Here is an 18,974-nt window from a genome sequence, read left to right as displayed (position 1 = left end):
CACCGGCCCCGCGGCCGCAGGGCGGCGTGACCCGGCGGGATGGGCCGCCGCCGTCGGGGGCGGCGGCCCGCCCGTTCCGTGCCGTGCCGCTCCCGCCTTCCGGAGCCCCGCAAGGCCCGTGATAGACATCCCCGCATGGCCGAATTCCAGGACTTCAACTTCAAGTTGGTCGTCATAGACGAGCTCATGTACGGGCAGCGGGTCCTCACGCCCGCCTTCGACCTCGGTGCACGCCTGCGGGCGCAGGGCATCGGCGACCCCGCGTCCTACGTGCTCGGCAACGGACTCCATGAAGTGGTTCTCGACGAGTCACGCCGGTACTTCGAGGCGCTGGAGATCGGCGACGAGCTCCTCGCCCGTGTCGACGAACTCTGCTTCGACGCCGGCCTGGACATCTACTGGCACTGCGCGCCTGCCTGGGACGGCGAGGACGACCTCTTCGACGTCCGCTCCCTGGACGACCTCGCCCTGCTCCCCCACCTCAAGCGGGTCACGTTCGTGGACGACGGCACGCTCCGGGCGCCGGACAAGTGGGAGCGGCTCGCCGCCCGTGGCATCGAGGGCAGCTGAGATGCCGGGCAGGGACCTGACCGCACCGCGGTGACCTAGGGCCTGTCTCCTTGATCCCCGCGGATCAGCGCGCGGCGTCTGGTGCGGTGCATCGCCGTGCGGCCGTATCTCCCTCGTACTGGACGTACTTGGGTGATGCGGCCGTGCGGCGAGGTGCCGTGCCAGGCGTCGCGCGCCCGCGGGGATCAAGGAGACAGGCCCTAGGAGTCCGCGAGCCGGAACGAGAGCTCTGTCTCCCACTTCTCCAGGTCCGGCTCCAGACGCGGATCGGTGTGATAGCTCTCCAGCCGGCAGCCCCACACCTCGCCCTCGTCGGTACGGGCCATGTCCCACTTCAGGCCCTTGGCGTGGCCCCACTTGAGCAGGGAGGCGGCGACGCCGAGCAGTTTGTCGGGGTGGCCGATGTGGTGGACCGTCGCGTACTGCCCCGCGGGCAGGGTGCCCGCGAACACATCGGCGGACGGGATGCGTACACGTTCGTGGACCGGTACTCCGGCCACCACCTCGAGCTCCCGCTCCATGTCCGAGGGGTCGATCAGCTCGTACTTGAAGAACGGTCCGTCGGCCGGTGCGATGCCCCGCTCGGCGAGCAGGCCGACGATCTCGGGCAGCCGGTCGGCGATCAGGCCGAAGGCCGACCAGGTCACGCGGCCCCGGACGCCGACGAACGGCTGCGCGGACCGCTCCACGATGCGCGGTTGTGTCCCCATGCGCCGATCCTGCCGGGCGGTGAGGCGCCGCGCACCCCGGCGGACTCACTCAGGTCATGGCCGACAGGGCGGGCAGGGCGGGCCCTAGTCCTCCAGAAGTCCCGCGTCGTGGGCGAGCAGCGCGATCTGGACGCGGTTGTTCAGGTCCAGTTTGGTGAGGATGCGGCTGACGTGGGCCTTCACCGTGGCGACGCTCATGAAGAGCTCCTGTGCGATCTCCGCGTTGGACTTGCCCCGGCCGACCGCCACGGCGACCTCCCGCTCCCGTTCGGCGAGCGCGCTGATCCGCTCACGGGCCGTCTGCCGCCGTCCGCCGTACGCGTCCGGGCTCGCCGCCCGCGTGATCAGCCGGCGCGTGACCGCGGGCGAGAGCACCGGCTCCCCGGCCGCGACCCGGCGTACCGCCGCGATGATCTCCGCGGGTGGAGTGTCCTTGAGCACGAAGCCCGCCGCTCCCGCGCGCAGCGCCCGCAGCACCTGCTCATCGGCGTGGAACGTGGTGAGCACGACGACCTCGGGTGCGTCCTTACGGGCCCGCAGCTCCTCCGTGGCGGCCAGTCCGTCGACCTCGGGCATCCGGATGTCCATCAGGACCACATCGGGCCGGGTGCGGTCCACGAGCTCGGCCACCTCGCTGCCGTCCGCCGCCTCACCGACGATCTCGATGTCCTCGCTGCCGCCGAGCATGAAGGAGAGCCCGGCCCGGACCAGGGGGTCGTCGTCGACGAGAAGCAGACGGATCACATTCATGGCGACCACGGTATCCCCTCGTGAACGCACCACTCTGTCCGCGCGAGGTCGCTACTCTGACCGTCGACCAGAACGAACTTCTGGAAATTACTTCCAGAAACGGGGAGTTGACCACGTGGGGGATCCATCGATGAGCCAGCCGCCGCCACCGCCTGAGCGCGGTCCGGACACACAGCCGCTGTCCCAGTTCTCGCACAGCAACAGCCGGCCCAGGCGCAGCCTGGCCTCGCGTCTGCCGCGCTGGGAGCGCCGGACGGTGCTCGTGGCGGGTGCGGCTGCCGCGGCACTGCTGCTCGTCGGCTCCGGGGTGTACGCGCTCGGCGGCGACGGGGACGGGAAGAAGCCGCGTACCGAGGCCGGGGACGCGAAGAAGCCGTCCGCGTCGGCCACACCGGGCAAGCCGAAGCCGACGGGCCCTGCGCTGCCCGAGGACATCAACGCGGGCCTGGCGAAGGGCGAGGCGAAGGCCTGGTACGCGAAGAACGAGCAGGATCTGCCGGGCGGCAACAGCCTGGCCCATGATCTGTGGTTCGTCGACGGTCTCGTGATCCAGACCTTGTACCGGGAGGTGACCGCGTACAAGGTCGCCGACGGCACCAAGGCCTGGAGCATCCCGCTGCCCGCCGAGGCCTGCGACACCCCGGTGAATCCCACGACGGACGGCAAGGTGGTCGTCGCGTACCGCGATCCCGGCAAGGCGAAGGGCACCTGCAACCACCTTCAGATGATCGACCTGAAGAAGGGGGCCGGCGGCTGGCGCAAGAAGCTCGAGGAGAAGGGCTCCGAGGACAGCACGATCATCATCCACCTGGCCATCACCGGGAACACGGTGGCGGTGGGCCGCAACATGATGGCCGACGCCTACCAAGTCTCCGACGGCAAGCCCCTGTTCAAGCTCGGCAAGGAGAAGACCGGCGGCTGCTACCCGAATGACGTCGCGGGCGGCCCCAAGCTCCTGGTCCTCGACTGGTGCATGGGCAAGAAGGACGTGACCGGGCAGATCAAGGAGGTCGACCCCAAGTCCGGCAAGATCAGGTGGCGTTACCAGCTCAAGGACAAGAAGACCAAGAAGGTCATGCCCTGGAAGTTCGGCAAGGTCTACTCCGTGAACCCGCTGGTGGTGTCCGTCCATGCGTCCGCCGACCAGTTCAACTGGTCGGTGATCGCACTGAAGGGCAACGGCAAACTGCGGTCGTCGCTCAACGGCGGCAAGTTCAAGTTCGATGTCTGCGCGGGCGCCGGCGACTCAGGGCGCGGCACGCAGAACTGCATCGGCGGCGTCGCAGGCAAGGACACGTTCTATCTGGCCACCAAATCGGCCGACCCGGAGGCCCTCGGCCCCACGCGGATCGTCGCGTTCGATCTCAACACCGGGAAGATCAAATGGGCTTCGGTGCCCGAAGGGAAGCGGGAGTACCTGCCGGTCGCGGTCACGGGGTCGTCGCTGCTCGCGTACGTCAAGGGCAGACCGGAAGTGCCCGGCCGGATCGTACGCATCGGCCCCAAGGGCGGCGCACCCAAGACGGTGCTGAAGTTCGGAAAGACGGCAATGCCGCTCGAGTACGAGGCGATGGCGGGCGTGTACGCCTACCGCGGTGGCCGCTTCTTCCTGTCGGACACCCTGATCTCCGGCGACGACGCGGGTGAACAGGCACGGCTGCTGTCCTACGGGAGTGCCTCATGAGCCAGCCGCCTCCGCCGCCCGGGTTCGGCCCGCCGGCGACCGGGTCGCCCGGGTTCGGCCCGCCGGTGACTCCCCCGCCCTTCCTGGCGGCCACACCTCCTGGGCCACCCGCCCCGGACCGTCGCCCCGCAGGCAGCCGGCTGCGGTGGATCATCGCCGCCGCCGTCGCCCTCGCACTGCTCGTGGGCGGCGGGGTCTGGCTGGCTCTGGGCGGCGACGACGCAACTCCTGCCGACGACAAGCAGCAGGAGGCCAGGTTCGACGGACCCGGCACGGAGAAGAAGCCGGCGGACAGCAAGGCCGGGCTGCTCTTCGAGGTGCCCGATCCCCCGGTCGCCAAGGGCGACTTCTTCGTGGCGCCCGGCTCCTGGGTCACCGAGGACACGTATGTGAAGACCGGCATCGGGAAGGTCGTCGGCTTCGATGTCCAAAGCGGCCGGCAGGTCTGGGAGATCGCGCTCGGCGGCCAGGTCTGCGGCTTCACGGACAAGGTCGTCGAGGGCCGGACCGGGATCCTCTTCCAGGACGGACTGCCGGACGAGGACGGCAAGTTCAAGCCGTGCACGGAGATCGCCGCACTGGATCTGAACGCGGGAATGCTGCTGTGGAGGGCGAGCGTCAAGCGCTCCGGCACCAAGACCGTTTTCCACGAGATCGGTCTCGGCGCCGGCAAGGTGGCCGTCGCCGGGGACAACGGCGGGGCCGCCCTCGACCTCGACAACGGCAAACTGCTCTGGGAACCCAGACCGACCGAGCCCTGCTATGACATGGCGTACGGCAGCGGGGAGGATCTCGTCGCGCTGCAGAACTGCGGCCAGGAGGGCAACTCCCGGGCCCGGGTGCAGCTGCTCGACGACGCGGGCAAGCCGCGCTTCACCTACGACCTGCCGCGCGGTCTGGGCTTCGCGAAGATCGTGTCGTCGGATCCCCTGGTCGTCGCGGCCTTCGCGGACGACATGAAGCTCACGGACTACTTCTCGATCGACCGGCGCAAGGGCACCCTGCGCAGCAAGATCGCGGTGGATCCGGGGCGCACCATGAAGACCTGCACGATCGACGCACACTCCGAGTGCGCGGCGCTGGCCGTCGGCAACGACCGGCTGTATCTGGCCACCACACCTCGCCCCGAACCCGGCAAGGTCGCCTCCGTGAACGAGATCGTCTCGTACGACCTGGCGACCGGGAAGGCGACCGGCCAGCGCGCGGACTCCCGTGGCAAGACTCCTCTGATTCCGCTGCGCATGGACGGGCGTGATGTGCTCGCGTACCGGGTGGCGTCGACCAGCACGCCGGGCCAAGTGGTCCGGATCGACGGACGTACCTTCAAGGAGACGGTCTACCTGAGCGTGTCCCCGGACGACAAGAACGCCGAGGTGCTGCGGCACTTCTCACCGGGAACGGTCGAATACCGCTACGCGAACGGCCGGCTGTTCATGGCCGAGCTGTACATCCGACCGCCCTACTCGAAGTTCGAACCGCCCTACCTGGCCGCCGCGTTCGGCGCTCCGCCGGCCGGCTGAGGAGGCTGATGTCCCCCAAGCAGCAGCGTGGCGCGGCCACCGTGGACCATCTCCTGACCTGTGCGCTGCGGGTGTACGCCGAGCACGGCCAGGAGGGTTTCACGGTGGGCGCGGTCACGTCGGCGAGCGGGGTGAGCCTCGGCAGTCTCTACCACCACTTCGGCAGTTTCGGCGGGCTCGCGGCCGCGCTGTACTGCCGCTGCATGGCGCAGGTCTGCGACGAGATGATCGACGCGCTATACCGTACGCGCACCACGAGGACCGGGATCCAGGCGCTGGTGCGCTCGTATCTGCGGTTCATCCAGGAGCACCGGGACGCCGCGCTGTTCCTGCACGCCTCTTCGTACTCGGGTCATCTGGCCACGCACGCCGCGGAGATCCGGGCGCTGAAGGACGAGAAGTTCGGGCGGATCGCCGCGTGGATGGCGCCGCGGATCGAGGCCGGGGAGATCGCGCCGCTGCCGGAGCCGCTGCTCGAGATCCTGGTGCTCGGGCCGGTCATCGAGACGGCCCGGCGGTCTCTGACGCACACCTTCGCGGAGCTCGATCTCGACGAGGCGGTACGGGAGTTGCCGGACCGGATCTGGCGGTCCGTGCGGCCGTAGCGGACGGTTGCGGAGATCAGCGCCGCGGCAACGGCACAGAACGGTTCAGCGCTCCAGCCACGGCAGCCACGCATGGACCCGGAAGCCGCCGTCCGCCTCCTCGCCGTGGTCCAGGCGCCCGCCGGCGAGGGTGGCCCGTTCGGTGAGGCCGATCAGCCCCTGACCCGAGCCGGGGACATGCGGCACCTCGCCGGGCGGCGGCGGGTTGTGGATGTCGAGGGTGAGCCCCTGACCCGGGGCGCCGGTCACGCTGATGGCGACCTCGGCGCCGGGGGCGTGCTTGCGGGCGTTGGTCAGGGCCTCCTGCGCGATGCGGTACGCGTTGCGGCCGGTGGCGGCCGGGACGGCCTTCGGGTCGTCGAGGTAGCTGTCGAGGCGGACCTCCATCCCGGCCTGCCGGGATTCGGCGACGAGCTGGTCGAGCTCGGTGAGGGTGGGCTGGGGACGCCCCGACTCCTCGGCCGGCTCGTTGGCCCGCAGCACGCCGATGATCTCGCGCAGGTCCTGCAGCGCCTCGTGCGCGCTGTCGCGGATGACCCCTGCGGCCCGGGCGACCTCGGCCTGCGGGGCGTCGGGGCGGAATTCGAGGGCGCCGGCGTGCACGCTCAGGAGGGTGAGCCGGTGCGCGAGCACATCGTGCATCTCCCGGGCGATCGCCTCGCGGGCCAGACGCTGGGCCTGTTCGGCCCGGAGCTCGGCCTCCGTCTCGGCCCGCAGGACGCGGTCGCGCAGGGACAGCAGCAGTTGGCGGCGGGAGCGTACGAACATGCCCCAGGCGACAACGGTCAGGCTGAGCATCACGGCCAGCGCGACGGCCACTCCGTACGGGATGTCCGCGTCGGGACGCAGCACGTAGACGAACGGGACCAGCGCGGTCGTGATGCCGCCGATCCATGCGACGTACCGGAAGGGGCGGTGCACCGCGAGCGTGAACAGGGCGACCGCCGCGGCGCCGCCCCCCGTGTCCGAGACGATGGTCACCGGGATCATCGCGATCGCGAGGCCCACCGGCCAGCGGCGCCGCAGCCAGACCGCGGCGCAGGCGACAGCGCCGATCAGCTGGTCGAGGTGGGCCGCGTTCTCGGAGATATTCGGGTTCTTGCCGACGGCGTCCGCACCGATCAAGCCGATGAAGACGGCGACGAGAAAGCAGAGGAAGTCGACGATCCAGTCCCGTGCGGTACGCCGGTGCCTGCCGCCGTTGCGCGCGGAGCGGTCCGGGTCGAACTCGTCGGCGATCGCCGAGGGCAGCAGGCTGGGCCAGCGGTAGTCGCGCGGGGACGGTGCGTCCGCCGTCTGCGGCCTGCTCTTGCTCCAGCTCATAGTCGATAAATTTACGCAGGTATCGGCGGCGCCGGGGTCTCCCTGGGCCTGCCGTAGACCAAAGTCGCGGCCGCACCGACTTTCGGCCAGGGCGCTCTCGCCCGTCGGCCGATGCCTGCCCCCGCCTCGCGCGAGCAGGCTCGTCCGTATGAAAGGTCTTCTGCAGTTTCTCGGCGCGATCCTGCTCTTCCAAGGTGTGGGCGCCGTGGTCTACGAGCTCTTCCACTGGGTGCGGTGGGGTTTCATCCAGCGGCTGAGCTTCTTCGACGGCTGGGAGCTCTACGCCGGCATCTCGGCCATCGCGCTCGCCGTGGCGCTGTTCGCGGCGGCCGAGAGCGCGAAGTCCTGAACCGCGCCCCCGGCCGCCGCGCTCAAGGGCTCAGCAGGCGTGGTCGACCAGGTCGAACGACGCGTAGTGGTCGGCGGTGTAGTAGTCCTCCTGCCGCTCCTCGCCGGTGACGATGCGGCGCGCGCCGCGGTCCGGTGAGCCGGGGGTCTTGACCGTGTACTCGTGGTAGTAGCCGGTCGACTGGCCGGGCAGCAGGCCCTCCCGGTTCTGGAACACGGTGCCGTCCTGTGGATACGGGAAGGGGCCGCCGGCCTCGATCAGGTCCAGGGTGTCGTGGGCCTGGCTCGGCAGCGCCGAGTAGCAGATGTCGCCGACGGCGGCGGAGGAGACCGGGGCGGCCGTGGGGGCCGTGGCCGTGGGGGCCGCGGTGGCCATCGGGGCCGCTCCGCCGAGGAGCAGCGCGGCGGACAGGGTCAGGGCTGCGGTGATACGTGGGGGGATTCGCATGCCCCTCAGGATGACGCGCGTAGACCCTGGGGTGTCAACGCCAAGGACGTTAACTCCTGTGAATTTTCCGGGAGTTCACCCTCGCCGCGTCGGCACATCGCGCCACCCCGGCGTCGGCTGTTACGCTGCCCGGGACGTTGATCGTGCAACAAGGAGTGGCAGACGTGGCGGGTGACGACGACATCTCCGGGTGAGATCCGGAGCTGACGGCCCCCGGCCGGCGCACAGGAGCGCCGCCGAGGCGGGCCCGTCCCGTCGTACCCCTTTCCCCCATCTGCCCAGGGCAGAGGTCTGCTTTCTGCCCGTATGCCGCACGAGGTCATCTCACTCATGTCCGACGCCTTTGTCGTCTGCTCCGCCCTCTCCTTCTCCTGGCCCGACGACACCCCGGTCTTCCACGATCTGTCGTTCACCGTCACACCCGGCCTCACCGGCCTGGTCGCCCCCAACGGTGCGGGCAAGTCCACCCTGCTCAAGCTGATCGCCGGTGAGCTGAGGCCCGCCTCCGGGTCGGTTTCGGTCGGCGGCACCCTCGGCTATCTCCCGCAGAGCCTTCCCCTCACCGGCGGTCTCACGGTCGCCGAGGTGCTCGGCGTCGCCGACGTGATCCGCGCCCTGGACGCCGTCGAGTCCGGGGATGTCGGCGAGGAGCACTTCGCCACCATCGGCGACGACTGGGACATCGAGGAGCGCAGCCGCGCCCAGCTCGACCGCCTGGGCCTGGGCTCACTCGCCCTCGACCGCCGCCTCGGCACCCTCAGCGGCGGCCAGGCCGTCTCGCTCGGGCTCGCCGCCCAGTTGCTCAGGCGTCCCGACGTACTGCTGCTCGACGAGCCCACCAACAACCTCGACACCGAGGCCAGACACCACCTCCACGACGCTCTCGAGGACTTCTCCGGCACTCTGCTCCTGGTCAGCCACGACCGTGCGCTGCTCGACCGCATGGAGCGCATCGCCGAACTCGGCAGCGGCGAACTGCGCCTGTACGGAGGCAACTTCACCGCGTACGAGGAAGCGGTACGGGCCGAACAGGAGGTCGCCGCGAAGAACGTCCGCAGCGCCGAGCAGGAGCTGAAGCGCGAGAAGCGGGAGCTTCAGCAGGCCCGCGAACGCGCCGAGCGGCGGGCGAGCAACGCCGCCCGCAACCTCAAGAACGCCGGACTGCCCCGGATCTTCGCCGGGAACATGAAGCGCGGCGCACAGGAGTCCGCGGGCCGGGCCGGGCAGATGCACGCCTCGCGGGTCGGCGAGGCCAAAGCGCGGCTCGACGAGGCGGGCCGGGCGCTGCGGGACGAGCAGCGCCTGGTCCTGGAGCTCCCCGACACGCAGGTGCCCACCGGGCGCACGCTCCTGCTCGGCGAAGGGCTGCAGGTCCGGCTCGGGGACGAGGCCGTGTTCGCTCCGGGCGGTGTGGATCTGACCGTCCGCGGACCGGAGCGCATCGCGCTGAGCGGGCCCAACGGTGCCGGCAAGACCACCCTGTTGCGGCTGATCACCGGTGAACTCCCCCCGGACAGCGGGGAGATCACGCGGGCGGACGGCCGGATCGCTTATCTCTCGCAGCGTCTCGACCTGCTGGATCCGGACCGTACGGTGGCGGAGAATTTCGCCGCGTTCGCCCCTCGGCGGCCCGCCGCCGAGCGGATGAACCTCCTGGCCCGCTTCCTGTTCCGGGGTGCGGGAGCCCATCTGCCGGTCGGAGTGCTCTCCGGCGGGGAGCGGCTGCGCGCCACCCTGGCCTGTGTGCTGTGCGCCGAACCCGCACCTCAGTTGCTGCTGCTCGACGAGCCGACGAACAACCTGGACCTGGTCAGCGCGGGCCAGTTGGAGAGCGCGCTCACCTCGTATCAGGGCGCGTTCATGGTGATCAGCCACGACGAGCGCTTCCTCGCCGAGATCGGCGTGAACCGCTGGCTTCGGCTGGCCGACGGGGCCCTCACGGAGACAGGGGCTCCCGCTGTGTGATCCGCCGGCGTATGCGGTGGCCCGCGCCCGAGGCCTCGTGCCCGGCGGGCCTTACGGCTCTCACGTTGGATGGATTCCCATGCCCAAGACCGCTCTGGTCGCCCACGATCTCGTCCGCCACCTCGCCGGGAGGCGCATCCTCGACGGCATCTCCCTGACCGCTCCGCCCGGCCACCGCATCGGCCTGATCGGGGAGAACGGCGTCGGCAAGTCCACGCTGCTGCGCGTGCTCGCGGGGGTGGACGCACCCGACTCGGGCAGCGTCACACGTCCGGCCGACCTGGGTTTTCTGCACCAGGAACTGCCGTACGAAGCCGAGTCGACCATCGCCACCGTGCTCGACGAGGCGTTGCGCGAGGCGCGCGAGGATCTCGCCGAGCTCGAACGGCTCGGCGAGGAACTGGCCCGGCTCCCCGAGGACGATCCCGGCCATCCGCTGCTGCTCGACACGTACGGCAGACGTCTCGAACAGGCCCGTGACCGGGAGTCCTGGGACGCCGACCGCCGTGCGGATCTCGTGCTCGAGGGCCTCGGGCTCGGCGGGTTCGGCCGCGACCGTACGCTCGGTTCGCTCTCCGGCGGGCAGCGCGGCCGCCTCGCGCTGGCCGCGCTGCTCGTACGGCGGCCCTCGGCGCTGTTGCTCGATGAGCCGACCAACCATCTGGACGACGACGCGGCCGCCTTCCTGGAGGAGCAGCTGCGCTCGCTGCCCGGCACGGTGCTGGCCGCCAGCCACGACCGTGCGTTCCTGGACGCCGTCTGCACCGATCTGGTCGACCTCGATCCTGCGGTGGACGGTCCGGTCCGGTTCGGCGGCGGCTACAGCGCGTATCTCGCCGAGAAGCGCGCCGAACGGGTGCGCTGGGAGCGGCGGTTCGCCGAGGAGCAGGAACTCCTCGGCGAGCTGCGGCACTCGGCGGGCGTGACCGCGCACCGGGTCGCGCCGAACCGCTGGCGCACGGACAACGAGAAGATGGGCTACGGGCGTCGGGCGGGACGGGTACAGCACCAGATCTCGCGCCGGGTCCGCAACGCGGCCCACAGGCTGGAGGAGTTGGAGCGCACCCGGGTCGCCGAGCCGCCGCGGCCGCTGCGGTTCTTGGGCGGGGAACTGGCGGGGCGCGGCACGGCGGAGGGGTCGGGGGTATCGCACGAGTGCGTGGGGACTTCGGCGGATGCGCCCGCGGGCGAAGGGGCTTCGGCGGATGCGCCCGAGGCCGTGAGGGCTTCGGCGGATGCGCAGGCGGCGAGGGGTTCAGCCGCGTCGAGCGCCTCCACTGCTCGGGCGGACGGGGTGGCGGCTCGCCCGCTCGTGTCCCTGCGTCAGGTGTGGGTGGCCGGGCGGCTCGCGGCGGTCGACCTGGACCTGGAGGAGACGGACCGGCTGCTGCTCACGGGCGGCAACGGCGCGGGCAAGTCCACGCTGCTCGCCGTACTCGCGGGACAGCTCCCCGCCATGGGAGAGCTGTCCCGGCGGCCGGGCCCCACGGTCGGGGTGCTCGCGCCGGGCACCCTGTTCGGGCGCCCCGGCCGGCCCCCCCCCCCCCCGCCCCCGGGGCCCCCCCCCCCGCCAGGGGGGAGCTGCCCCGGCGGCCGGACCCCACGGTCGGGATGCTCGCGCAGGACACCGTGTTCGCGCGCCCGGACCGTACCGCCCGGGCCGTCTACGAGCGGGAGTTGGGCCCGGCGCGCGCCGAGAAGGTACCGCTCGGCTCACTGGGCCTGCTCGCCGAGGCGGATCTGGACAAGCCGGCCGGGCAGCTGTCCGTGGGCCAGCGCCGCCGCCTGGCCCTGGCGCTGCTGGTGGCCCGTCCGCCGCGGCTGTTGCTGCTCGACGAGCCGACCAACCACCTCTCCCCCGTCCTGTGCGACGAGTTGGAGGAAGCGCTGGGCTCCGGCCCCGGCGTGATCGTCGTGGCGAGCCACGACCGCTGGCTGCGGCGGCGGTGGGAAGGGCGGCGGTTGCACCTGGAACGGTGAGCCGCTGGGCCCCCGGCCGCCACAGGGGAGCCGGGGCCTGAACATCGGCCACCGAGAGGGCGGGCGGGCTGGCGGCGCCTGAACTCCCAGCAGCCGGCGCGGGCGGCACGTGAACTCCCCATGACTGTCGGGGCGTTCACGCGCCGCCCGCCCTCACACATCCCGCCGCCGCACAGCCTCCACCGCCACGAGCACCGCACATACCGCCCACGCCGCGTAGACCACCCACGCCTCGGTGACGGTCACCGGATACTTGCCCTCACCCCAGTGGTTGCCGGAGAGCGTCTCCCAGGCGCTCAGCGGCATCGCGTTCCCGATCTCCGCGACCCAGCGGTAGGTCTCGCCCTGGAACAGCGCCGGCAGGAGCAGCAGCGTCAGGATCGCCCCGACGATCGCGCCCGCCGCATGCCGTACGACCGCACCGATCGCCATGCCGACCAGCGCGCACAGCGGCGCGAGCAGGGCCGAGCCGGCGACGGCGCGCAGCGCTTCGGGGTCGGCGAGGGAGACGCCGCCGTGGTCGCGCAGCAAGTACTGCGTCAGGAGCAGGGTGGCAGTCGCGACCACCGCGCCCAGCACCGTCATCACCCCGGTCACGACCGCGGCCTTGGCGAGGATGACGGCGCGCCGGTCGGGCACGGCGGTCAGCGTCGTACGGATGAGGCCGCTGGTGTACTCGCCGAACACGGCGATCGCGCCGACGCTGCACGCCACCACCATGAAGATCTGCCAGGCAGGGTCCAGGAAGGCGGTATGCAGGGCGTCGAAGGCCATCAACGGCTCACCGCGCATGCCCGGCGGCGGGGCGGACGGCTCCGCGGGCATGCCCGAGAGGCGGTCGGCGTTGGAGTACGCGGAGTTCGCGTTGATTCCGATGACGGACAGCGATCCGGCACCGAGCACCCAGTAGGTGGAGCGCAGCGACCAGATCTTGATCCACTCGGCGGCGAGGAGATGACGGAAGCGCGCCGGGGCAGCGGTCGCCGGCATGAGGGCGGTCATCGAAGTGACGGTCATCGGGGCTCTCCCGTGAGGTAGTCGACGCTGTCGGCGGTCAGTTCCATGAAGGCCTGCTCCAACGAGGCGCCCAGCGGGGTGAGTTCACCGAGGACGACGCCTTCGCGCAGGGCCAGCTCGCCGATCCGTTCGGCGTCGACACCGGTCACGCTCAGGGACTGCTCGCCCGGTACCACCTCGGCGCCCTCCGCGAGCAGCGCGGACACAAGACGTTCGGACTCCCTCGCCCGCACCCGTACGCCCTGGCTCCTGCCGCGGGCGGCGAACGCGCCGAGGCTCTCCGCGGCGATCAGCTCACCGCGGCCGATGACGATCAACTGCTCGGCGCAGAGCTCCATTTCGGACATCTGATGGCTGGAGACGAAGACCGTACGGCCTTCGGCGGCGAGGCGGCGCAGGAGGGCGCGCAGCCACTGCACACCTTCCGGATCGAGCCCGTTGAGGGGTTCGTCGAAGACGAGCACGGACGGGTCGCCGAGCAGCGCGGAGGCGATCCCCAGGCGCTGCTTCATGCCGAGCGAGAACCCCCCGATCCGCCGACCCGCGACGTCCCCGAGCCCCACCTCGTCGAGCACCTCGCGGACCCGGCCGCGCGGAATACCGTTGCTCGCGGCGAGTGCGCCCAGGTGGGCACGCGCGGTGCGGCCGCCGTGTACGTCCTGGGCGTCGAGGAGGGCGCCGACATGACGGAGCCCGCGGCGTGCGTCGCCGAAGTCCCGGCCGCCGATGGTGGCCGTGCCCGAGGTGGGGGTGTTGAGGCCGAGGAGCAGACGCAAGGTGGTGGTCTTCCCGGCGCCGTTCGGGCCCAGGAAGCCGGTGACATGGCCCGGGCGGACGGTGAAGGACAGGTCGCGTACGGCGGTGGTGTCCCCGTAGCGCTTGGTGAGTTCGCTGACTTCAATCACGTGATCCACGGTCGCCGAACAGAGCCCTGCCAGGCATCGGGCCGCCGGGCATATTCGCCGCGTCCGGTTGGCCCACGGGCGTACGCCTGGGGGCCGATGACCCAGGGGCTCGGCGCGTGGCCGGAACGGGACGCCCGGTGTGACAACGGGGGCGGCCGGGGCGCAGGACGGAGAGAAGCGCGAAAGCGCTTGCTGGCTCACCTTCCAACTCGCCTTCCAACTCGCTTTCCAACTCGCCTTCCAACTCGCTTTCCAACTCGCTTTCCAACTCGCGTGCCCACCACGGCAGTTGACGCCCCGGCTGCCCACACGACGACATCGTGGAGGCCCCACCATGAACTCGCCTCACCCTCACCCTCGCCCGACCACGAACCCGCCGCACCCCCGCCCCACCCGACGCGCCGTGCTCGGCGGCGCCGCCGCTGCCGCCTTGGCCGTCACGGCCGGGGCCGTCACGGCCGGTGCCGGCACGGCGGCGGCGACCCCGGCCGCCGACTGGCCGGCGGAGTTCCCGCTCCCGAACGGCTGGCTGCCCGAAGGCATCGCCATCGGCCGCGGCCCGTACGCCTATCTGGGCTCGCGCGCCAACGGCGCGATCTACCGCGCCGACCTGCGCACCGGACGGGGGAAGGTCCTCTTCGCCGGGGGCACCGGCCTGATCTCCGTCGGCCTGAAGGTGAGCCGGGACGGACTGCTTTACGTGGCCGGGAACACCGGTGTCGCGCGCGTGCACGACGCCCGCACCGGCGAGCTCCTGGTCACGCACCAACTGTCCGAAGCGACCGGCCACTTCATCAACGATGTGACGCTCCTGCGCAAACGCGCCTGGTTCACCGACTCGCGTGCCGCTTTCCTGTACGGCGTCCCGCAAGGCGGACGGACGGGCGGGGTCCGTGCCCTGCCGCTCACCGGCGACTGGGTGCAGCTGCCCGACGTCAACAACGCCAACGGGATCGTCGACACCCCTGACGGCCGCGGACTGATCGTGGTGAAGAGCACGCCGGGCGAGCTGTACCGCGTCGACCCCGGGAGCGGGCACGCCACGAAGATCACGCTGGTCGGCCAGGACACGGTGCTCAACGGCGACGGCCTGTGGCGCAGCGGCCGCACCCTGTACGTCGTGCAGAACCGTCTCAACCTGATCAGCGTCTGGGACCTCGACGAGCGGGTCACCACGGCCACCCTGCTCAGGACGATCACGGACCCCCGTTTCGACGTACCCACGACCGCCGCGCGTTTCGGCGACCGGCTCTATCTGGTCAACGCGCGCTTCACGACACCACCGACGCCGGAAACGACGTACAACGCGGTCGCTGTGTCGATCTGACGCGGCCGCTCTGTCTATCTGACGCGGTCGCTCTGTCGATCCGACGCGGTCGCGGTCATCAGGGCGGGTATGGCCGCTCCCGGACATGACTCCCGGGTGCGGCCTGGGCGCGGGCGCCGGCGCCCGCTTCGGCTTCGGCTTCGGCTTCGGCTCCGGCTCCGGCTCCGGCTCCGGCTCCGGCTCCGGCTCCGGCTCCGGCTCCGGCTCCGGCTGAGCCTGCCCTGGTAGCCCACGGGCGTACGCCGCCGGGCCGATGCCCGGCCGCGTACCGCCTGCCTATGATCACGCCATGAGAGACACCCCGCCGGACACCAACGCGTGAGCGACACCCCGCCGCCGGCCCCCGACCCCGTACGGTCCCGGCGCGAAGTGGCCGTCGGAGCGCTGGCCTGGTGCGCAGGGGTCGCCTACTCCGTTCTCCTCTACATCGCCGCGCTCAACGAACCCGAACTGACCGGCGCACGCCTGCTCCCCTCCGCCCTCCTCGCGGTCCTCGTCGTACCGCTGCTGCTGCGCCGGCCCGAGCCCGCGCTCCTGCTGCTCGTCATCGGCTCGTTCGCGGCGACGGTGATCGCGCAGGCGCAAGCCGGATCGCCGTTCCACGGACAGCAGCAGGGCTGGCAGATCGCCTATCTGCAAGCCCTGTTCACCGATCTGGCGGTGGGCTTCATCGCCGCGACCCGTCCGCGACGGTCGGCCGTAGGGGCGGGTGTGCTCGCGCTGGCCGCGCAGATCGCGGCGGTCCCGTACTACCGCTCGGGCGCCGACATCACGGTGAGCACCGTCCTCACCCTCACCCTCGCGCTGGCCACCTCCTGGCTCGTCGGCTACTCGGTCGCCGAGCGCGGCAAGCACGCCCGTGCCCTGCGCGAGCAGGCCGCGGCTCAGGCGGTGACGGCCGAACGGCTGCGGATCGCACGGGAGTTGCACGACATGGTGGCGCACAGCATCGGCATCATCGCGATCCAGGCGGGGGTGGGCCGGCGGGTCATCGACACCCAGCCGGCCGAGGCCCGCAACGCCCTCGGCGCGATCGAGTCGACCAGCCGCGAGACGCTCTCGGGCCTGCGCCGGATGCTGGGCGCCCTGCGCCAGTCGGAGGGCGCCCCGCTGGATCCGGCACCCGCCCTCGCGGACCTGGACCGGCTCGTCACGGCCGCGCAGGACGCGGGCATTCGGGTGGACGTGCGGCGTCTCGGTGAACAGCGGGCGCTTCCCCCGGAGTTGGAGCTCTCGGCGTACCGGATCGTCCAGGAGGCCGTCACCAATGTCGTACGGCATGCGGGAGTGCCCGACTGCGAGGTGACCGTCGACTTCGGCACCGAGGCCCTCACCGTGACCGTCACCGACGAGGGCCGGGGCGCGAAGCTCGGCGGCGACGGGTACGGGTACGGGCTCGTGGGGATGCGGGAGCGGGTCACGCTCCTGCACGGCTCGTTCGAGGCGGGGCCTCGCCCCGGGGGCGGCTTCCGGGTGACGGCCCGGCTGCCGATTCCGGCGGAGGAACGATGAATCACGTATGTGCGGAACACCCGGCGGAGGAACGATGACAGCAGTGACAGCCGTACGTGCGGATCTCCCGGCGGAGGAACAGTGACAGCAGTGACAGCCGTACGTGCGGATCTCCCTGCGGAGGACCGATGACAGCCGTACGCGTGCTCCTCGCCGACGACCAGCCGCTGGTCCGCAGCGGGTTGCGGGTCCTGATCACCGACGCCCCGGATATCGAGGTGGTCGGCGAGGCGGGCACCGGCGCGGAGGCGGTACGGCTGGCCGGGGAGCTGCGGCCCGACGTCGTCGTCATGGACATCCGGATGCCGGGCATGGACGGGATCGAGGCGACGGGCCGTATCACCGCCGCGCAGCCGGCCACGCGCGTCCTGATGCTCACGACGTTCGACGATGACGAGTACGTCTACGGCTCGCTGCGGGCGGGCGCGTCCGGGTTCCTGGTCAAGGACATGGCCCTCGACGACATCCTCACCGCGGTCCGTGTGGTCGCGGGCGGCGACGGGCTGATCGCGCCGAGCGTCACGGGCCGGCTGATCGCGGAGTTCGCCGCGCGGCCGGAACAGGCGCGCCCCCAGCGTGAGTTGGCGGGCGTGACCGGGCGGGAGCGCGAGGTCCTCGTCCTGGTCGGCCGCGGCCTGTCCAACGCCGAGATCGCCGCCGAGCTCTTCATCAGCGTGGCGACGGCCAAGGCCCATGTGGCCCGGCTCCTGGCGAAGCTGTCGGCACGCGACCGCGTCCAGCTGGTGATCATCGCGTACGAGACGGGCCTGGTGTCGCCGTCGGGCTGAGGGTCAGGGATCCTCGGGCTCACGCCCCACGGCGCGTTGCCCGCTGCGGGCGAGGCGGGTGCTGAAGGTCGCGTACAGCATGGCGCCGAGTGCGGCGAGCGGCAGGGCCAGGACGAGCAGCAGCAACGGCAAGCCCAGGTCGCGGGCCTCGCAGCCACGCGTCGCGAGGTCGTCCTCGCCACATCTGCCGAACACGCCGGGTGCCGAGGTCACAACGAGCACCGCGGCCCACAGCCACAGTCCGCCGGCCAGAGCCAGCATCACCGTCCCGGTGTCGCGCCACCACCGGGCCCTCTCCCGCTGTTGCGGGTCGTCAGCCCTGTCCGCGTCCACTGCGCCCTCCCCCGAAGCGGTCCCCCACGAAGGATGCGCGCGGCGGGCGGCCCGGTTCCAGGGTCCCTCACGCCGCCCGGCGCCCCCATGCCGTGCCCGCCAGCACCAGTGCGGCGCCCACAAGACCGAGCGCTCCGAGCCGTTCACCGCCGAGGGCGATGCCGACCGCCGCGGCCCACAGGGGCTCGGTGCCGAGGAGGAGGCTGACGCGGGACGGTGAGGTCTTGCGGACGGCCCACATCTGGACGAAGAACGCGAAGAGCGTGCAGAAGACCGAGAGGAAGACCAGGCCGGCCCATTCGCGCGGCCCGAAGTCCGCTGCCGCGGACCAGGGCGAGTCACCCGTTCCGGCGGCGGCGAGCAGCGCGAACAGCAGCACCGCCGTGCCGAGCTGGACCGTCGTCAGGGAAAGGGAGTCGGCGTCCTGGACCGCTCGGATCCGGGCCATCGCCAGGACATGGACGGTGCGGGCGAGGGCGGCGAGCAGGATCAGGAAGTCGCCGAGCGAGGGCGAGGTGAAACCGCCGCCCTGCGTGAGGAGGACGACGCCGAGGACGGACAGGCCCGCGGCGGCGAGGAACGAGCGCGACGGGGTCCGCCGGTTGAGGGCCGCCTCGGCGAGCGGCGTGAAGATCATGGTGAGGCTGATGATCAGGCCCGCGTTCGTCGCCGACGTATGGACGACGCCGTACGTCTCCAGGAGGAAGATCCCGCCGAGGATCAGCCCGAGGACCCCGGCTCCCCGCACCTGAGCCGGCCGCAGCGCGCGCAGCCGGCGCCATCCGGCCACCACGAGCACCGGCAGGACGAGCGCGAAGCGCAGGACGAGGACCGCGATGACGGTGTGGGTCGTCGTGATGCCCTTGGCCGCGAGGTAGCTGGCGCCCCAGACGACGGCGACGAGCAGTACGGGCAGATCGGTGAGCCAGGCGCGGCGGGGCGCTTGGACGGCGGGCGCGGTGAGCGTCGACAAGAGCGGGTCTCCAACGATCCGGAGGGTGTGGAGACTTCGGCGGCTCTCACTGGGCGGGCCCACGGTAGCCGTGCGTGATCGTCCCCGGTAGAGGGGTCTCACAGGGCGGTCGGCCGTGGGCCGGCGGACCGCCGCGGCCCTCGGACTAACGACCTCGTGCATGGTTGGCCGTGGCGCGTCGGGCCTTGACCGTTGATCATGGTCTGTGTGGTGAGG

The 18,974-nt window shown here is 71.4% G+C and carries 19 protein-coding genes and 1 pseudogene; 12 read left to right on the top strand and 8 right to left on the bottom strand.

The annotated features are described in order from the left end of the window. Positions 1-135 precede the first annotated feature (135 nt). Positions 136-570 carry a hypothetical protein gene (locus JAO81_RS32300; RefSeq protein ID WP_199551524.1) on the top strand — a complete coding sequence of 145 codons (435 nt, stop codon included), beginning with the start codon at positions 136-138 and terminating at the stop codon, positions 568-570. A gap of 200 nt (positions 571-770) precedes the next feature. On the opposite strand, the gene JAO81_RS32295 is transcribed toward JAO81_RS32300, so the two are convergent. Then, on the bottom strand, positions 771-1,280 hold the full coding sequence (locus JAO81_RS32295; protein WP_199551523.1) for a GyrI-like domain-containing protein: 510 nt from the start codon (positions 1,278-1,280) through the stop codon (positions 771-773). 84 nt (positions 1,281-1,364) lie between these two features. Beyond that, positions 1,365-2,030 (bottom strand): response regulator transcription factor, encoded by a 666-nt coding sequence (locus tag JAO81_RS32290; protein ID WP_199551522.1) that lies wholly within the window; start codon positions 2,028-2,030, stop codon positions 1,365-1,367. Positions 2,031-2,160: 130 nt separating this feature from the next. Here JAO81_RS32290 and JAO81_RS32285 point away from each other — a divergent pair, with 130 nt between their 5' ends. From JAO81_RS32285 to JAO81_RS32275, 3 genes are read left to right on the top strand one after another with little or no spacing between them, the layout of a single operon-like run. Further along, positions 2,161-3,714: a PQQ-binding-like beta-propeller repeat protein gene (locus JAO81_RS32285; RefSeq protein ID WP_199551521.1), complete on the top strand. Its 1,554-nt coding sequence runs from the start codon at positions 2,161-2,163 to the stop codon at positions 3,712-3,714. Further along, positions 3,711-5,234 (top strand): PQQ-binding-like beta-propeller repeat protein, encoded by a 1,524-nt coding sequence (locus JAO81_RS32280; RefSeq protein WP_199551520.1) that lies wholly within the window; start codon positions 3,711-3,713, stop codon positions 5,232-5,234. Before JAO81_RS32285 ends, JAO81_RS32280 begins: the two co-directional genes overlap by 4 nt. An 8-nt stretch (positions 5,235-5,242) precedes the next feature. Next, on the top strand, positions 5,243-5,839 hold the full coding sequence (locus JAO81_RS32275; RefSeq protein ID WP_199551519.1) for a TetR/AcrR family transcriptional regulator: 597 nt from the start codon (positions 5,243-5,245) through the stop codon (positions 5,837-5,839). A 45-nt stretch (positions 5,840-5,884) separates the two neighbouring features. Here the strand turns inward: JAO81_RS32275 and JAO81_RS32270 are convergent, their stop codons facing one another. Further along, positions 5,885-7,162: a sensor histidine kinase gene (locus JAO81_RS32270; RefSeq protein ID WP_199551518.1), complete on the bottom strand. Its 1,278-nt coding sequence runs from the start codon at positions 7,160-7,162 to the stop codon at positions 5,885-5,887. A 148-nt stretch (positions 7,163-7,310) separates the two neighbouring features. On the opposite strand from JAO81_RS32270, the gene JAO81_RS32265 reads away from it, so the two are divergent. Further along, entirely contained in the window at positions 7,311-7,511 is a 201-nt protein-coding gene (locus tag JAO81_RS32265) for a hypothetical protein (RefSeq protein ID WP_199551517.1), read from the top strand. Positions 7,512-7,541: 30 nt separating this feature from the next. On the opposite strand, the gene JAO81_RS32260 is transcribed toward JAO81_RS32265, so the two are convergent. Continuing rightward, on the bottom strand, positions 7,542-7,958 hold the full coding sequence (locus JAO81_RS32260) for a ribonuclease domain-containing protein (RefSeq protein WP_199551516.1): 417 nt from the start codon (positions 7,956-7,958) through the stop codon (positions 7,542-7,544). A gap of 330 nt (positions 7,959-8,288) precedes the next feature. Here JAO81_RS32260 and JAO81_RS32255 point away from each other — a divergent pair, with 330 nt between their 5' ends. The 3 genes and pseudogenes from JAO81_RS32255 to JAO81_RS44115 all read left to right on the top strand — a co-directional run bounded on the left by JAO81_RS32255 (position 8,289) and on the right by JAO81_RS44115 (position 11,903). Continuing rightward, positions 8,289-9,923, top strand: a complete 1,635-nt coding sequence (locus JAO81_RS32255; protein ID WP_199551515.1) for an ABC-F family ATP-binding cassette domain-containing protein — start codon at positions 8,289-8,291, stop codon at positions 9,921-9,923. A gap of 79 nt (positions 9,924-10,002) precedes the next feature. Beyond that, positions 10,003-11,373 (top strand): annotated as a pseudogene (locus JAO81_RS42955) (ATP-binding cassette domain-containing protein); the annotation flags it as partial. Between the two features lie 161 nt (positions 11,374-11,534). Further along, positions 11,535-11,903 carry an ATP-binding cassette domain-containing protein gene (locus JAO81_RS44115; RefSeq protein ID WP_374194382.1) on the top strand — a complete coding sequence of 123 codons (369 nt, stop codon included), beginning with the start codon at positions 11,535-11,537 and terminating at the stop codon, positions 11,901-11,903. A gap of 153 nt (positions 11,904-12,056) precedes the next feature. On the opposite strand, the gene JAO81_RS32240 is transcribed toward JAO81_RS44115, so the two are convergent. After that, the gene (locus tag JAO81_RS32240) at positions 12,057-12,920 is read right to left on the bottom strand and encodes an ABC transporter permease subunit (protein ID WP_199551514.1); all 864 of its coding nucleotides are present in this window, start codon (positions 12,918-12,920) and stop codon (positions 12,057-12,059) included. Beyond that, positions 12,917-13,825 carry an ATP-binding cassette domain-containing protein gene (locus tag JAO81_RS32235; protein ID WP_307813960.1) on the bottom strand — a complete coding sequence of 303 codons (909 nt, stop codon included), beginning with the start codon at positions 13,823-13,825 and terminating at the stop codon, positions 12,917-12,919. Before JAO81_RS32235 ends, JAO81_RS32240 begins: the two co-directional genes overlap by 4 nt. A 334-nt stretch (positions 13,826-14,159) precedes the next feature. Here JAO81_RS32235 and JAO81_RS32230 point away from each other — a divergent pair, with 334 nt between their 5' ends. The 4 genes from JAO81_RS32230 (at position 14,160) to JAO81_RS32220 (ending at position 17,452) form a co-directional block, all read left to right on the top strand. Continuing rightward, on the top strand, positions 14,160-15,152 hold the full coding sequence (locus JAO81_RS32230; RefSeq protein ID WP_199551512.1) for an SMP-30/gluconolactonase/LRE family protein: 993 nt from the start codon (positions 14,160-14,162) through the stop codon (positions 15,150-15,152). Positions 15,153-15,237: 85 nt separating this feature from the next. Then, a complete protein-coding gene (locus JAO81_RS43495; protein WP_267913090.1) occupies positions 15,238-15,366 on the top strand; it encodes a hypothetical protein in 129 nt (42 codons plus the stop codon). Positions 15,367-15,470: 104 nt separating this feature from the next. Continuing rightward, the gene (locus JAO81_RS32225) at positions 15,471-16,664 is read left to right on the top strand and encodes a histidine kinase (RefSeq protein WP_307813957.1); all 1,194 of its coding nucleotides are present in this window, start codon (positions 15,471-15,473) and stop codon (positions 16,662-16,664) included. Between the two features lie 128 nt (positions 16,665-16,792). Next, positions 16,793-17,452: a response regulator transcription factor gene (locus JAO81_RS32220; RefSeq protein ID WP_199551511.1), complete on the top strand. Its 660-nt coding sequence runs from the start codon at positions 16,793-16,795 to the stop codon at positions 17,450-17,452. Positions 17,453-17,455: 3 nt separating this feature from the next. Here JAO81_RS32220 and JAO81_RS32215 read toward each other — a convergent pair whose 3' ends face one another. After that, positions 17,456-17,785, bottom strand: coding sequence for a hypothetical protein (locus JAO81_RS32215; protein ID WP_199551510.1), 330 nt, complete (start codon positions 17,783-17,785; stop codon positions 17,456-17,458). 67 nt (positions 17,786-17,852) lie between these two features. Then, positions 17,853-18,758: a DMT family transporter gene (locus tag JAO81_RS32210; RefSeq protein WP_233416229.1), complete on the bottom strand. Its 906-nt coding sequence runs from the start codon at positions 18,756-18,758 to the stop codon at positions 17,853-17,855. Between the last annotated feature and the right edge of the window lie 216 nt (positions 18,759-18,974).

The organism is Streptomyces sp. N35, from assembly GCF_016464295.1.
Taxonomy (GTDB): Bacteria; Actinomycetota; Actinomycetes; order Streptomycetales; family Streptomycetaceae; genus Streptomyces.
This window is presented reverse-complemented; position numbering and strand designations above follow the sequence as displayed.

What these genes read in the sequence shown, in the direction of transcription:
- JAO81_RS32270 (WP_199551518.1), bottom strand. Translation starts at nt 7,162, where the DNA reads ATGAGCTGGAGCAAGAGCAGGCCGCAGACGGCGGACGCACCGTCCCCG.
- JAO81_RS32280 (WP_199551520.1), top strand. Translation starts at nt 3,711, where the DNA reads ATGAGCCAGCCGCCTCCGCCGCCCGGGTTCGGCCCGCCGGCGACCGGG.
- JAO81_RS32230 (WP_199551512.1), top strand. Translation starts at nt 14,160, where the DNA reads ATGAACTCGCCTCACCCTCACCCTCGCCCGACCACGAACCCGCCGCAC.
- JAO81_RS32240 (WP_199551514.1), bottom strand. Translation starts at nt 12,920, where the DNA reads ATGACCGTCACTTCGATGACCGCCCTCATGCCGGCGACCGCTGCCCCG.
- JAO81_RS32275 (WP_199551519.1), top strand. Translation starts at nt 5,243, where the DNA reads ATGTCCCCCAAGCAGCAGCGTGGCGCGGCCACCGTGGACCATCTCCTG.
- JAO81_RS44115 (WP_374194382.1), top strand. Translation starts at nt 11,535, where the DNA reads ATGCTCGCGCAGGACACCGTGTTCGCGCGCCCGGACCGTACCGCCCGG.
- JAO81_RS32295 (WP_199551523.1), bottom strand. Translation starts at nt 1,280, where the DNA reads ATGGGGACACAACCGCGCATCGTGGAGCGGTCCGCGCAGCCGTTCGTC.
- JAO81_RS32290 (WP_199551522.1), bottom strand. Translation starts at nt 2,030, where the DNA reads ATGAATGTGATCCGTCTGCTTCTCGTCGACGACGACCCCCTGGTCCGG.
- JAO81_RS32220 (WP_199551511.1), top strand. Translation starts at nt 16,793, where the DNA reads ATGACAGCCGTACGCGTGCTCCTCGCCGACGACCAGCCGCTGGTCCGC.
- JAO81_RS43495 (WP_267913090.1), top strand. Translation starts at nt 15,238, where the DNA reads ATGACTCCCGGGTGCGGCCTGGGCGCGGGCGCCGGCGCCCGCTTCGGC.
- JAO81_RS32265 (WP_199551517.1), top strand. Translation starts at nt 7,311, where the DNA reads ATGAAAGGTCTTCTGCAGTTTCTCGGCGCGATCCTGCTCTTCCAAGGT.
- JAO81_RS32255 (WP_199551515.1), top strand. Translation starts at nt 8,289, where the DNA reads ATGTCCGACGCCTTTGTCGTCTGCTCCGCCCTCTCCTTCTCCTGGCCC.
- JAO81_RS32285 (WP_199551521.1), top strand. Translation starts at nt 2,161, where the DNA reads ATGAGCCAGCCGCCGCCACCGCCTGAGCGCGGTCCGGACACACAGCCG.
- JAO81_RS32300 (WP_199551524.1), top strand. Translation starts at nt 136, where the DNA reads ATGGCCGAATTCCAGGACTTCAACTTCAAGTTGGTCGTCATAGACGAG.
- JAO81_RS32260 (WP_199551516.1), bottom strand. Translation starts at nt 7,958, where the DNA reads ATGCGAATCCCCCCACGTATCACCGCAGCCCTGACCCTGTCCGCCGCG.